Source organism: Janthinobacterium sp. 67 (genome assembly GCF_002797895.1).
Lineage (GTDB): Bacteria > Pseudomonadota > Gammaproteobacteria > Burkholderiales > Burkholderiaceae_D > Janthinobacterium.
On sequence record NZ_PGES01000001.1, the window covers coordinates 2,521,178 to 2,534,228 of the forward strand.

Sequence of the window (13,051 nt, forward strand, 5' to 3'; positions counted from 1 at the left end):
CTCGTTGCCGGCCAGGCACAGCACGGCCGCCGCCACAGTCAAGAGCACGCCCAGCAGCGAGCGCGCCCCATGCTTGCGCAAGGCCTGCGCCAGCTTCAAGGGGTATAGCCCGGAATGGCCGCCTCGTCGACGGCATCGATCTGGCTCGGATGCATGTGCTTTTCAGCGAAGGTCAGATAGACTTTGCTGCGGATAAAAACGTCGAACAGCTCCGGGTCGATATGCCCGTTCAGGCTGAAATTGCCGAGGATGCGCAAGGATTCGGACAGCGACTTGCCCTTTTTGTAGGGCCGGTCGCGCGCCGTCAGCGCCTCGAAAATGTCGGCGATCGCCATCAGCCGCGCCGGCACCGACATCTGCTCTTTCGTCAGCCCGCGCGGATAGCCCTTGCCATCCATGCGCTCGTGGTGGCCGCCCGCGTATTCGGGCACCTTCTGCAGGTGCTTGGGCCACGGCAGCGCTTCGAGCATGCGGATCGACACGCTGATATGGTTGTTGACGATGGCGCGCTCGGCCGCCGTCAGGGTGCCGGCGCGGATGGTCAGGTTTTCCGTCTCGTCGGCGTCGAGAAAGTCGCGCAGTTCGCCGTCGGCCGCGCGCCAGCGGCGCCTGGCGATCTGCCGCACGCGTTCCTGGTCGGCCTGCGCCATGCTTTCGCCGCCGATATTGACCGTGCGGATGAAGTCGCGTTCTTCGCGCAGCGCCGCCCGCTCCTGCTCCAGCGCGCGCGCGATGGCCTCTTTTTGCTGCGGCTGCGCCGCCTGCTGGCGCAGGGCCGCGATCTCGGCGTCGCGCAGCAGCACTTCGTAGCGCGTGTCGATCAGGGCGATGCGGTCGAAAATGGTTTCCAGCTTGGTGGCCTTGTCGACCACGTGCACGGGCGTGGTGATCTTGCCGCAGTCGTGCAGCAGACCGGCCAGCCACAGCTGCTTGCGCTCGTTGTCGCTGAGCCGGAAATCGGCCAGCGGCCCCGTTTGCGTGGCGTGCGCGGCGTCGGCCAGCAGCATCGTCAGCTCGGGCACGAACTGGCAGTGCCGCCCCGTGTAGGGCGACTTTTCATCGATGCCGATATTGATCAGGGTCACGAGCGATTCGAGCAGCTCTTCCAGCTGCGAAATGAGCAGCTGATTCGTCAGCGCCACGCCCGCCTGCGCGGCCAGCGCCTCGATGAAGCGCTGGTCGGTGGAGGAAAAGGCGCGCACCTGGCCCGTCTCGCCATCCTTGGCATTGACCAGCTGCAGCACGCCGATCAGGTCGCCCTCATGGTCGCTCATGGGCACCGTCAGGATCGATTGCGTGTGGTAGCCGTGGTGGCGGTCGAACTCGCGCATGCCGGAAAAGTTGAAGGCCTCGTCGCGGTAGACGTCGGCGATGTTCACGCTGCGGCGCATGTTCGCCGCATACGCGGCCACGGACGCCAGATTCGGCTGGTCCGCGCCATCGAACAGGGGCACGCCCGGCAAGCCCATGTCCGCGCCCTGCGCAATGCCCAGGCTGTCGTTGACGCTGATATCGAACGCCAGCTGGCGGCCCTCGAGCACGGGCCGGTACAGGGTGGCGCCGTCGGCGCCGCTCATGCTTTTTGCCAGCAGCACAATGCGCTGCAACAGCGCGCCGATATCGTGTCCCTCGCCGCCCAGGCCGTGGCCGAGCGCGACGCTGAGTTCGGTCAATTGCTCCAGTCTGTGGGCGATTTTCTCAGGGTGCAACTGAGGCATATTGGTGACAATCAGGTAATGGGCAAGCAAAAAAGGGGAAGTCGGCAAGCGCCAGTGTAACGGCCGTCCCGCGCACTGTACATTACTTACTCACAACAAAATGAAATAACTTTCCGTATCGCAACACACATAAATGTTGCCGCCAATCTCATTAATTAGAATAGAATCAACAATAATTACACCGTAACAAGGTACTGAATGAAATTCACGTTCAGGGGCGTGCGCGGCTCCATCCCCTCCCCCGGCCCGCGCACGGCGCGCTATGGCGGCAACACCACATGCATCGAAGTGCGCACCGATAACGACAGCCTGATCATCCTCGATGCGGGCAGCGGCATCTTTTCGCTGGCGCAGCAGCTGCCGCCCGGCCAGCCCGTCGATGCGCACGTCTTCATCACGCACAGCCACTGGGACCACATCCACGGCTTGCCCATGTTTTCGCCCCTGTTCGTGGCCGGCAACCGCATGCGCCTGCATGGCGCCTTTGACGGCATTAACGGGCGCGGCATCGAGCACGTGATGGCGGTGCAGCTGCAAGGCAGTTATTTTCCCGTCAGCGAAGCGGCCATGGCGGCCAGCATCGAGTACCGCACCCTGGCGCCCGGCGAAGCCGTCGACGTGGGCGGCGCGCGCGTGCGCGGCGCGGAAATGAACCATCCCGTCGTCAACCTCGGCTACCGCATCGACTGCGCCGGCGCCTCGCTGTTTTTCAGCGGCGACCATGAACCGTTCTACAACCTGCATCCACCCGGCCACACCGAACACGCGGCGTGCGCGGCGCGCAATGCGCAGCGCCAGGCCGGCATCGACGCGCTCGTCGCCGGCGTCGACGCGCTGATCATGGATTGCTCGTACACGCGCGAAGAATACCCGGGCAAGCAGGGCTGGGGCCACGGCACCTTCGACGCCGCCTTCGACCTGGCCCTGCGCTGCGGTGCGCGGCGCCTGTACTGCACCCACCACGAACCGACGCGCAGCGACGAGCAGCTCGAAGCCGTCTTTGCCGACGTGATGGGGCGTTACAGCAGCCGGCTCGACGGCTTGCAAGTATTCCTCGCCTGCGAGGGACTGACGGTGGAACTGGCCGGCGCATAAAAAAAGGGAGCCGCAAGGCTCCCTTTTTACTGGCGTCGGCTATCCATTACATTATATGGTGGCCGATCCACCAGGCGACTGCCGCGACGAACGCGGAGGCGGGAATCGTGAAGATCCAGGCCCAGACGATATTGCCCGCCACGCCCCAACGGACGGCCGACATTTTTTGCGACGAGCCGACGCCGACGATGGCGCCCGTGATGGTATGCGTGGTCGACACGGGAATGCCCAGCGCCGTCGAGACGAACAGGGTGATCGCGCCGCCCGTTTCGGCGCAGAAGCCGCCGACCGGTTTGAGCTTGGTGATCTTCTGGCCCATGGTCTTGACGATGCGCCAGCCGCCGAACAGCGTGCCGAAGCTGATGGCCGTGTAGCACGAGATGATGACCCACATCGGCGGCATCTGGTCCGCTGCGTTCGAATAACCGGCGGCGATCAGCAGCATCCAGATGATGCCGATGGTTTTTTGCGCGTCGTTGCCGCCGTGGCCCAGGCTGTAGGCGGCCGCCGATGCCAGTTGCAAGCGGCGGAACCATTTATCGACCTTGCGCGGCGTCGATCGGACAAAAATCCACGACACGATCAGCATCATGATCGAGCCGAAGACAAAGCCCAGCACGGGAGCGATGACGATGAAGGCGACGGTCTTCCACAGGCCGGCCGCGACCAGCGCGCCCGTACCGGACTTGGCGACGGCCGCGCCCACCAGGCCGCCGATCAGGGCGTGCGAGGACGACGAGGGAATGCCGTAGTACCAGGTAAACAAATTCCAGAAGATGGCGCCCATCAGCGCGCCGAAGATCACGTACTGGTCGATCACGGCCGGATCGATGGTGCCTTTTCCCACTGTGGCGGCCACGGTCAGCTGGTGGAACACGAAGATGGCGACGAAGTTGAACGTGGCAGCCATGGCAACGGCGGTCTGCGGTTTCAATACGCCCGTCGAGACCACCGTGGCAATCGCGTTGGCGGCATCGTGGAAGCCGTTCATGAAGTCAAACAGCAGCGCCAGGACGATCAACAGGCCTAGCACATAGATGCTGATTTGTATGGTCATTATAGTTTCTTTTCTGATTCTGGTTCAGGACAGGCCCAACGCTTACGCGTTTTCGACGATGATGCCTTCGATAATATTGGACACGTCTTCGCAACGGTCGGTCACGGTTTCCAGAATTTCGTAGATCGCTTTCAGCTTGATCAGGTTGCGCACGTCCGGTTCGTCGCGGAACAGCTTGGACATGGCGGCGCGCATCACGTGGTCGGCATCCGATTCCAGGCGGTCGATCTCTTCGCAGATGGCGACGATCTTGCGCGAGTTGTCCATGTTGTGCAGCATGGCCACGGCGTCGCGCACTTTTTCGGTACAGGCCAGCACCAGTTCGGCCAGGCGCTTGGCTTCCGGCGTAACGGCTTTCAGGTCGTACAGCGAGACGGTTTGCGCCGCATCTTCCAGCAGGTCGAGGATGTCGTCCTGGCGCGTGATCAGCTGATGGATGTCATCGCGGTCGATCGGCGTGATGAAGGTCTTGTGCAGCATTTCCACGGTGGCGTAGGTGACTTTGTCCGCCTGTTTCTCGATGCTTTCGATCGCATGCACGCGGTTTTCCAGGTCGTCGAAATTGGTCATCAGGCCGAGCATCTCTTTGGCGCCCTTGACGCACAGTTCCGCGTGCTGGTTAAACAATTCAAAAAACTTGCCCTCAGTGGGCATCAAGCGTCCAAACATGTCATTCTCCGTTAAGCATTGAGTCGTGTTATTTACTACAGAAAGCCGCCCCGTTGTCGGGGGCGGCCGATGGAATTGCCAGTGCTGCTGAGTCTTAGTCGCCTTGGTAAAGCGCCAGGCCACCACTGTAATTGCCAAATTTGGTGTACTGCCCCATGAAGGTGAGGCGGATGCTGCCGATTGGACCGTTACGCTGTTTACCGATGATGATCTCGGCCGTTCCCTTGTCGGGCGAGTCGGGGTTATACACCTCGTCGCGGTAAATGAACAGGATCACGTCGGCATCCTGCTCGATAGCGCCCGATTCGCGCAAGTCGGACATGACAGGACGTTTGTTCGGGCGTTGCTCCAGCGAGCGGTTCAGCTGGGACAGCGCGATCACGGGGCATCCGAGTTCTTTCGCCAGGCCTTTCAAGCCCCGCGAAATCTCGGAAATTTCCGTGGCGCGGTTGTCGCCCGGCGTATTGGCCGACATCAGTTGCAAGTAATCGACGATGATCAGGCCCAGCTTGCCGCATTGACGCGACAAGCGGCGCGAGCGGGCGCGCAATTCGATGGAATTGAGCGCGGGCGTTTCATCGATGTACAACTGCGCGTCGTTCATCTTCTGGATCGCATTCGTCAGGCGCGGCCAGTCTTCGTCGTTCAGGCGGCCAGTACGCAAACGGTGCTGGTCGAGCTGTCCGACGGAGCCGAGCATACGCATGGCCAGCTGGGCGCCGCCCATCTCCATCGAGAACACGGCCACGGGCAAGCCGCTGTCGATGGCCACGTTTTCGCCGATGTTGACGGAAAACGCCGTCTTGCCCATCGAAGGACGGCCCGCCACGATCACCAGGTCGCCCGGCTGCAGACCGGAGGTCATGCGGTCGAGGTCGATGAAACCGGTGGGCACGCCCGTGATTTCACTCTGGTTGTCGCGGCTGTACAGCTCGTCGATGCGCTCGACCACCTGCGTCAGCAGGGGCTGGATGGCGGTCCAGCCCTGAGCGCCGCGCGCGCCTTCTTCGGCGATGGCGAAAATCTTCGATTCGGCCTCGTCAAGCATCTGCTTGACTTCCTTGCCTTGCGGGCTGAAGGCCGTGCCGGAGATATCGTCGGCGACGGTGATGAGCTTGCGCAGCACGCCGCGGTCGCGCACGATCTCGGCGTAACGCCGGATATTCGCGGCCGATGGCGTGTTTTGCGCCATGGCGTTCAGGTAAGCGAGTCCACCCACGTCATCGGCCTTGCCGAGCTGGGTCAGGGTTTCAAAAACAGTAATGACATCGGCTGGCTTGGAAGCGTTAACCATCTTGACGATTTGCTCGAAGATGATGCGATGGTCATAGCGATAGAAATCCTCCGCATGCATGAAGTCGGCGATGCGGTCATACGCGGCATTGTCGCGCAGCAGACCACCGATGACGGATTGTTCTGCTTCGATCGAATGCGGCGGAATACGGAGGGAATCCAGTTGCGGATCAGAGGGGGCGTTCATGGCGCGAATTATACCCGCTTCGGCGTGCTGGCAAAAATAAAGGGCTGAAATTGAGCGAAAAAAAGGCCACAAAAAAGCCGGGCGAACCCGGCTTTTCATAGTGCGGCAATGCTTGCGGGCCAGGCCCGCAGACAATTACGCGTTCGCGTCTGGAACGACAGCGATAACAACTTCCACGACCACGTCGGTGTGCAGAGCAACCGAAACGTTGTGCTCGCCAACGATCTTCAGCGGGCCGGTAGGCATGCGGATTTGTGCTTTTTCAACAGCAAAACCTTGCTTGGTCAGCGCTTCAGCGATGTCGAAGTTGGTGACGGAACCGAACAGACGGCCATCGACGCCAGCTTTTTGAGCAACTTGAACGGTCAGGCCGCTCAGTTTTTCGCCCTGGGCTTGCGATGCGGCCAGTTTGGCGGCAGCAGCTTTTTCCAGTTCAGCGCGCTTGACTTCGAATTCAGCCACAGCGGTTGCCGTAGCACGACGTGCCAGGCGTTGCGGGATCAGGAAGTTACGTGCGTAACCGTCTTTGACTTTGACGACTTCGCCGAGGTTACCGACGTTAACAACTTTTTCTAACAGAATGATTTGCATAGTTCTTCTCCAGGAATATCTGACCGATTAAGCGTGGTGCAGATCGGTGTATGGCAGCAGCGCGAGGAAGCGAGCGCGCTTGATTGCGGTGTCGACTTGGCGCTGGTAGTGCGCTTTGGTACCGGTCAGGCGTGCTGGCATGATCTTGCCGTTTTCCTGGACGAAGTCTTTCAGCGTGTCGACGTCTTTGTAGTCGACTTGCTCAACGTGAGCTGCCGTGAAGCGGCAGAACTTCTTACGTTTGAACAATGGGTTTTGCTGTTTGCGTTTTTCTTTAAGCTTGAGCTTATTTTTGTCGAACTTTTTACCGAATGCCATGTCAGGCTCCTGTATCTAAAATGCGCTAGTCGGGAATGACTGCACTAAAATCAATGATGTGAAACACCAAACTCTTGCTGTTGCGGCTTTTTCTGGCCAGGAAACCCGTGAACTGATAGATCCCGCCCAAGCTTGCCTGACTGAACCGGCCTGAGATTTCGCCAGCGGCTAGCGCGGCAACATCAAACTCGGTCAAACGGGCAATCCCTGCTTCCATCTGCTGCGAACTGTGTTGCAATACTGCATTCACAATCGGCAGCCCTGCCGGGGTGTAGCGCAATATTTCGCGCTCGGCAATGATGGCGGTAACTTGTAGCTGGTTCAGCGCACGATCCTGGTCAAAAATTAAGCGGCTGCGGCTGGAGCGGCTGCTGGTGCTTCGGTGCGGTGGCTTTTGGCCGCGTCTTCGCGTTGTACCGATTTCATCATCGGCGAAGGAGCTGTTTCAGCTTTCTTCATTTTAACGGTCAGGTGACGCAACACGGCATCATTGAATTTGAATGCTGTTTCCAACTCGACCAGGGTCTCGTTGTCGCATTCGATGTTCAGGCAGATGTAGTGTGCTTTAGGCAGCTTTTGGATCGAGTAAGCCATTTGACGGCGGCCCCAATCTTCCACGCGGTGAACCGAACCGCCGCGGGTGGTTACGCTGGCTTTGTAGCGTTCGATCATCGCGGGCACTTGCTCGCTTTGGTCCGGATGGACGATAAAGACTATTTCATAATGACGCATGCAAACTCCTTCAGGTCGGATTGATAATCGCCCACCCCGGCGTCAAGACGGGTGTGGGAAGGTCAGCCGAAGATTATAACCGCCTTTCGCAAACTATTCAATCATTGCTTGCGCCGCGCCCGCCAAGCCGCCCCTTTCTTGCCCGGATAGCAGTATTTCTTTCAAAATCACGCAAAAAGGCCGAAATCCCCTTGCATAGTGCGCGATACTGTACAAAAATACAGACTGTTCATATAGACAGCATTTTAGTATGCACCCACCGCTCATGATCAAGCTGACAGCACGACAAGAACAAATCCTGAACCTGATCAAGGACGCGATTGAAAACACGGGTTTTCCTCCCACCCGTGCCGAAATCGCCAATGAACTGGGTTTCAAATCGGCCAACGCGGCCGAAGAGCATTTGCAGGCCCTGGCCCGCAAGGGCGCGATCGAGATTTCGCCCGGCACCTCGCGCGGCATCCGCCTGATCGGCGCGGCCGCCGAAGCGCCGCCGTCGAAAGTGCCGGCAGCGCTGCTGATGTCGCTGCCCCTGATCGGCCGGGTGGCTGCGGGCTCGCCCATCCTGGCGCAGGAAAACCTGGAAGCGAGCTACAACGTGGACCCTGCCCTGTTCTCGGCCAAGCCCGACTTCCTGCTCAAGGTGCGCGGCTGGTCCATGCGCGACGCCGGCATCATGGATGGCGACTTGCTGGCCGTGAAAAAAGTCGACAGCGCCAAGAATGGCCAGATCGTCGTCGCCCGCATCGGCGACGAAGTCACCGTCAAGCGCTACAAGAAGACGGGCTCCGTCATCGAACTGCTGCCTGAAAACCCGGACTTCAAGGTGATTACCGTGTCGCCGGAAGATGAGTTCGCCCTGGAAGGCTTGGCGGTAGGACTCATGCGCAGCTGGCATTAAGCTTTTAGCGTAAAAAAAGGGCCGCGACAGCATGACTGTCGCGGCCCTTTTTTACATTATGCGCGGCTGCTTATGCGTCCAGCGCATTGCTGAAATCCTCGAGCAGATCGGCCTCATCTTCGATGCCCACCGACACGCGGATCAGGGATTCGGCGATACCCATGCTGGCGCGACGCTCGGCCCCCATCTCGTAGAAAATCGTGTGGGCGACGGGAATGACGAGGGTGCGCGTGTCGCCGAGGTTGCTCGCTGGAATGGCCAAGTTCAAACGGTTGAGGAAATCGAAGCAGTCGATGCCGTCTTTCAGCTCAAAGCTGAACAGCGAGCCATAGCTGCGGAACAAGTCCGTCGCCAGCGCGTGCTGCGGGTGCGACGCCAGGCCCGGGTAATGCACGGCCGCCACTCTCGGGTCGGCGGCCAGCATGGTGGCCAGCGCCAGGGCGTTCGAGCAAGTGCGGTCCATGCGCAAGGCCATGGTTTCCGCGCCGACGGCGATATGGTGCGCCGCCTCCGGCCCCAGCGAGGCGCCGAAGTCGCGCAAGGCCTTGGCACGGATTTGCGCGATGCCCCATTGCGCGGGCGCCGCCTTTTTGTAATTCTCAAAGATATTCGGATATTGCGTCCAGTCGAACACGCCCGTGTCCGTCAAGCTGCCGCCCAGGGCATTGCCGTGGCCGCCGATCGATTTCGTCAAGGCATTGACCACCAGGCCCGCGCCCACGGCTTTCGGGCGGAACAGATATGGCGTCGTCATCGTGTTGTCGACGATGTACAAGATGCCTTTTTCGCGGCACAGGTCGCCGATTTTCTTCAGGTCGGCGATCTGCGTGCGCGGATTGGCGATGGTTTCCACGAACACGATGCGCGTGGCCGGCGTGATGGCGGCCGCCACGTTGGCCACGTCCGTGGCGTCGACGAAGGACACGCCGATACCCTGCCCCGTCACCGTTTGCCACAGGCTGTTGGTGTTGCCAAACAAGAAGGCCGACGACACGACATGGTCGCCCGCGCGCAGCAACGATTGCACCACGGCGCCGATGGCACCCATGCCGGTGGAGAAGCACAGGGTCGCCACGCCGTCTTCCATCTGGTTGACCTTGTCTTCCAGCGCGGAAACGGTCGGGTTACCCTGGCGGCCGTAGCGGAAGCCCGCTTCCTTGCCTTGGAACACGGACGCCAGCTGGCGCGCATCGGCGTAGCCAAAGGCAACGGAGGTATGCACGGGCTTGTGCAAGGAGCCGTGCTCGATGCCCTTGCGGCGGTCGTTATGCAGGATGGTGGTGGTGAAGCCGTAGTTTTTTTTGGTGGTCATGGTGGAAGTTCCAAAATACTCGTCTTGCCGCTTAACCCAAGGCAAGTGCTGGGGTCAGACCTGAAGGTCCGACCCCAAAAAAAGCCCGGCATCGGCCGGGCAGGTACTTATGCTTCCGTTGTCGCCAGGTTCAGGTTCAGTTGGGAACGTGGCGTATCTTCGGGCGCTGCCGCCTTCGGATGGTGGCGCGCATATTCCAGGCGGTCCAGGTATTCCTGCGACACGTCGCCCGTCACGTAGACGCCATCGAAGCACGAAGCCTCGAAGTTCGTCAGGGCCGGGTTGACGTCGGCGATGGCCTGCTTCAGCGCGCCGATATCCTGGTAGACCAGGTAATCGGCCGTGATTTCGCGGCACACCTCTTCCGTCGTGCGGCCGTAGGCGATCAGCTCGTCGCGCGTCGGCATGTCGATGCCGTACACGTTCGGGTAGATCACCGGTGGCGCGGCCGAAGCGAAGATGACCTTCGTCGCACCGGCTTCACGCGCCATCTGCACGATTTCACGGCTGGTGGTGCCGCGCACGATGGAATCGTCGACCAGCAGCACGACTTTGTCCTTGAACTCGGACGGGATCGCGTTGAGCTTCTGGCGCACGGATTTCTTGCGCGCCGCCTGGCCCGGCATGATGAAGGTGCGGCCGATGTAGCGGTTCTTGATGAAGCCTTCGCGGTACTCGATGTTCAGCGCCATGGCCAGCTGGATGGCGGCCGGACGCGAGGAATCGGGAATCGGCATGACCACGTCGATATGCACGCCCGGCAATTCGGCGCGGATCTTCTCGGCCAGGTATTCGCCCATTTTCAGGCGCGTGGCGTACACGGAAGCGCCGTCGATGACGGAGTCGGGACGGGCCAGGTAGACGAATTCGAACACGCACGGGTTCAGGCTGGCGTTGTCGGCGCACTGGGCGCTGTGCAATTGCTTGTCGGCGTCGATGAACACGGCTTCGCCGGGACCGATGTCGCGCACGAAGCGGAAACCCATGCCTTCCAGGGCCACGGATTCGGAAGCGATCAGGTATTCGGGACCTTGCTCCGTTTCATTGATGCCCAGGCACAGCGGACGGATGCCGTGCGGATCGCGGAAGGCCAGCAAGCCCACGCCGGCGATTTGCGCGACGGCGGCATAGCCACCCTTGACGCGGCGGTTCAGCACGGTAACGGCCTTGAAGATGGCTTCCGGGTCCAGGTTCAGGCCCGTCGTCGCTTCCTGGATTTCATGCGCGAGCACATTGAGCAGCACTTCCGAATCGGAATCGGTATTGATGTGGCGGCGGTCGTTCTTGAACATTTCCTGTTTCAACTGTTCCCAGTTGGTCAGGTTGCCATTGTGCGCCAGGGTGATGCCGAACGGCGCATTCACATAGAACGGTTGTGCTTCCTCTTCGCTCGACGATCCGGCCGTCGGATAACGGCAGTGGCCGATACCCGAGTTGCCTTGCAGCGAACGCATGTTACGCGTGCGGAAGACGTCACGCACGAGGCCGTTGGCTTTGTGCATGGAAAACATACTGCTGTGATTGGTCGCAATCCCTGCCGCGTCCTGACCGCGATGTTGCAGGAGCAACAATGCATCATAGAGCAATTGATTGACAGGTTGATGGGAAACGACGCCGACGATGCCACACATGGTGTGCTCCTAAACTGTGCTACTGATTTTAAAAAAATTCAAAATTTCACATGCTGCGCGTAAGCGGCAGGCAGATAAGGCTTGATGGCGCGCGCGCCCTGCTCCGCGAGCGGGCTGAACTGCGCGTTTTTCCAGAATGGCTGCTGCGGTATGGACGTCATGCCACACAAGATGACGGCGGTCAGCACGATCACAAGGCCCCGCGCCACGCCGAACAGGGTGCCCAGGGTGCGGTCGGCCAGGCTCAGGCCCGTCACCTTGACGAGCGCGTCGACCGTCATGGACAGCAATCCCATCAAAATGCGCACGCCGATGAACAGCACGACGAAGGCCAGCAGCAAACGGATGGCTTCGCCCGGCACGGCTTCCGGCAGGAATTTCGCCAGGGTGGCGCCATACGCGTTGGCAATGACGAAGGCCACGATCCAGCTGATCAGGGACAGTATTTCCTTGACTAGGCCACGCATCATGCTGATCAGCACGGACGTCACCAGCACGAACAGCACTAGGTAATCGAAGATCGTCACGCCGATTCAGCCTTGCAACATCACGCCGGTACCAGGCTGCCGCCCAGGCCCAGCTTTTGCAGCTTGGCGCGGGTCTTTTCAGCGTCTTCGCGGCTGCCGAACGGCCCCACGCGCACGCGGATGCGCTCGCCCGCCGGGCTGGACACCTTTTGCGTGTACGACTTGATGCCCGCGTCGCGCAGCTTGTCCTGCAATTCATCGACCTTGTCCTGCGTGGCCAGGGCCGCCACCTGCACCACGAACTTGCCGCCGCCGGCGTCGTGCGCCTTGTCCTGCGCTTTCTCTTGCGGCTTGCCTTCCAGAATCGCCAGCGCGCGCGCGGCATCGTCGGCCGATTGCGCCGGCTTGGCAGGCTTCGGCTCGGGCTTGGCTTCCGGTTTTACTTCATGCTTGGGCTCAGGCTTGGGTTCGGGCTTGGCCTCGTGTTTCGGCTCGGGCTTGCTTTCGTGCTTCGGTTCCGGTTTCGGCTCCACCTTGACCGGCTTGGGCTCAGGCTTGGGCTCCGGTTTCGGCTCCACATAGGCAGGCTTGACTGGTGCGGGCTGGGCGGCGGCCAGCACGGGCGCCGGTGCGGGAGTCGGCTTGGCCGCGGCCGGCAGCGGCGCATCGACGATTTCCTCGGACTGGTCCAGGCCATTCGCCGCAGCCCTGGCAGGGGCCGCCGGCACGGGCGCCGGCGCAGGCGCAGCCTTTTCCTTCGACGGAATGTCGATGGCGATATCGTTGAAGGGCGCCTTCGGCTCGGAGTCGAGCAGCATCGGCAGGCCGACAGCGACGCCCAGGGCCAGGGCGATGGCCCCGACCAGGCGGCGGCGTGCGCGCTTTTTTTCAGGCAAGACCGGGTCCGGCGCTTCCTTGCCGCCACGGCGCGATCCGCCGCCACCGGCCGTGTTGGCGGCGCGCTTGCGGGTCGGCGACTGTGCTTCGCCAGGGACATAAAAGCCGCTGTCTTCGCCAGAGGATTCTTGCTTGTTTTTAAACAGTTTCGAGAACAAGCCCATGCGTGATTTTCAGTCGAGT

General features: G+C 60.9%; 14 protein-coding genes. 2 read left to right on the plus strand and 12 right to left on the minus strand.

Annotation, left to right across the window (positions count from 1 at the left end; translation table 11 throughout):
- Nucleotides 1–95: 95 nt before the first annotated feature.
- Nucleotides 96–1,718: a GAF and HD-GYP domain-containing protein gene (locus CLU90_RS11295; protein WP_092711303.1), complete on the minus strand. Its 1,623-nt coding sequence runs from the start codon at nucleotides 1,716–1,718 to the stop codon at nucleotides 96–98.
- Nucleotides 1,719–1,916: 198 nt separating this feature from the next.
- On the opposite strand from CLU90_RS11295, the gene CLU90_RS11300 reads away from it, so the two are divergent.
- Entirely contained in the window at nucleotides 1,917–2,813 is an 897-nt protein-coding gene (locus tag CLU90_RS11300; protein WP_100427956.1) for an MBL fold metallo-hydrolase, read from the plus strand.
- A 46-nt stretch (nucleotides 2,814–2,859) separates the two neighbouring features.
- Here the strand turns inward: CLU90_RS11300 and CLU90_RS11305 are convergent, their stop codons facing one another.
- The 7 genes from CLU90_RS11305 to rpsF all read right to left on the minus strand — a co-directional run bounded on the left by CLU90_RS11305 (nucleotide 2,860) and on the right by rpsF (nucleotide 7,660).
- Entirely contained in the window at nucleotides 2,860–3,873 is a 1,014-nt protein-coding gene (locus CLU90_RS11305) for an inorganic phosphate transporter (protein WP_092710588.1), read from the minus strand.
- Between the two features lie 39 nt (nucleotides 3,874–3,912).
- Complete coding sequence (locus CLU90_RS11310; RefSeq protein ID WP_010400015.1) at nucleotides 3,913–4,539, minus strand: DUF47 domain-containing protein; 627 nt, start codon at nucleotides 4,537–4,539, stop codon at nucleotides 3,913–3,915.
- Nucleotides 4,540–4,633: 94 nt separating this feature from the next.
- Nucleotides 4,634–6,019: a replicative DNA helicase gene (locus tag CLU90_RS11315; protein ID WP_034750488.1), complete on the minus strand. Its 1,386-nt coding sequence runs from the start codon at nucleotides 6,017–6,019 to the stop codon at nucleotides 4,634–4,636.
- Between the two features lie 135 nt (nucleotides 6,020–6,154).
- Complete coding sequence (rplI, locus tag CLU90_RS11320) at nucleotides 6,155–6,610, minus strand: 50S ribosomal protein L9 (protein ID WP_034783456.1); 456 nt, start codon at nucleotides 6,608–6,610, stop codon at nucleotides 6,155–6,157.
- A 27-nt stretch (nucleotides 6,611–6,637) separates the two neighbouring features.
- Nucleotides 6,638–6,928 (minus strand): 30S ribosomal protein S18, encoded by a 291-nt coding sequence (rpsR, locus tag CLU90_RS11325; RefSeq protein WP_010400024.1) that lies wholly within the window; start codon nucleotides 6,926–6,928, stop codon nucleotides 6,638–6,640.
- Between the two features lie 25 nt (nucleotides 6,929–6,953).
- On the minus strand, nucleotides 6,954–7,253 hold the full coding sequence (priB, locus tag CLU90_RS11330; protein ID WP_092710591.1) for a primosomal replication protein N: 300 nt from the start codon (nucleotides 7,251–7,253) through the stop codon (nucleotides 6,954–6,956).
- Nucleotides 7,254–7,273: 20 nt separating this feature from the next.
- The gene (gene rpsF / locus CLU90_RS11335; RefSeq protein ID WP_010400028.1) at nucleotides 7,274–7,660 is read right to left on the minus strand and encodes a 30S ribosomal protein S6; all 387 of its coding nucleotides are present in this window, start codon (nucleotides 7,658–7,660) and stop codon (nucleotides 7,274–7,276) included.
- 265 nt (nucleotides 7,661–7,925) lie between these two features.
- Between rpsF and lexA the strand changes: the two genes are divergently transcribed.
- Nucleotides 7,926–8,561, plus strand: a complete 636-nt coding sequence (gene lexA, locus CLU90_RS11340; RefSeq protein ID WP_034750502.1) for a transcriptional repressor LexA — start codon at nucleotides 7,926–7,928, stop codon at nucleotides 8,559–8,561.
- A 70-nt stretch (nucleotides 8,562–8,631) separates the two neighbouring features.
- Here lexA and CLU90_RS11345 read toward each other — a convergent pair whose 3' ends face one another.
- The 4 genes from CLU90_RS11345 to CLU90_RS11360 form a co-directional block, all read right to left on the minus strand.
- Nucleotides 8,632–9,873: a cystathionine gamma-synthase family protein gene (locus CLU90_RS11345; RefSeq protein ID WP_092710594.1), complete on the minus strand. Its 1,242-nt coding sequence runs from the start codon at nucleotides 9,871–9,873 to the stop codon at nucleotides 8,632–8,634.
- 107 nt (nucleotides 9,874–9,980) lie between these two features.
- A complete protein-coding gene (purF, locus tag CLU90_RS11350) occupies nucleotides 9,981–11,504 on the minus strand; it encodes an amidophosphoribosyltransferase (RefSeq protein WP_092710597.1) in 1,524 nt (507 codons plus the stop codon).
- Nucleotides 11,505–11,542: 38 nt separating this feature from the next.
- Complete coding sequence (locus CLU90_RS11355; protein WP_100427957.1) at nucleotides 11,543–12,031, minus strand: CvpA family protein; 489 nt, start codon at nucleotides 12,029–12,031, stop codon at nucleotides 11,543–11,545.
- Nucleotides 12,032–12,051: 20 nt separating this feature from the next.
- The gene (locus CLU90_RS11360; protein ID WP_100427958.1) at nucleotides 12,052–13,032 is read right to left on the minus strand and encodes an SPOR domain-containing protein; all 981 of its coding nucleotides are present in this window, start codon (nucleotides 13,030–13,032) and stop codon (nucleotides 12,052–12,054) included.
- Nucleotides 13,033–13,051: the final 19 nt, after the last annotated feature.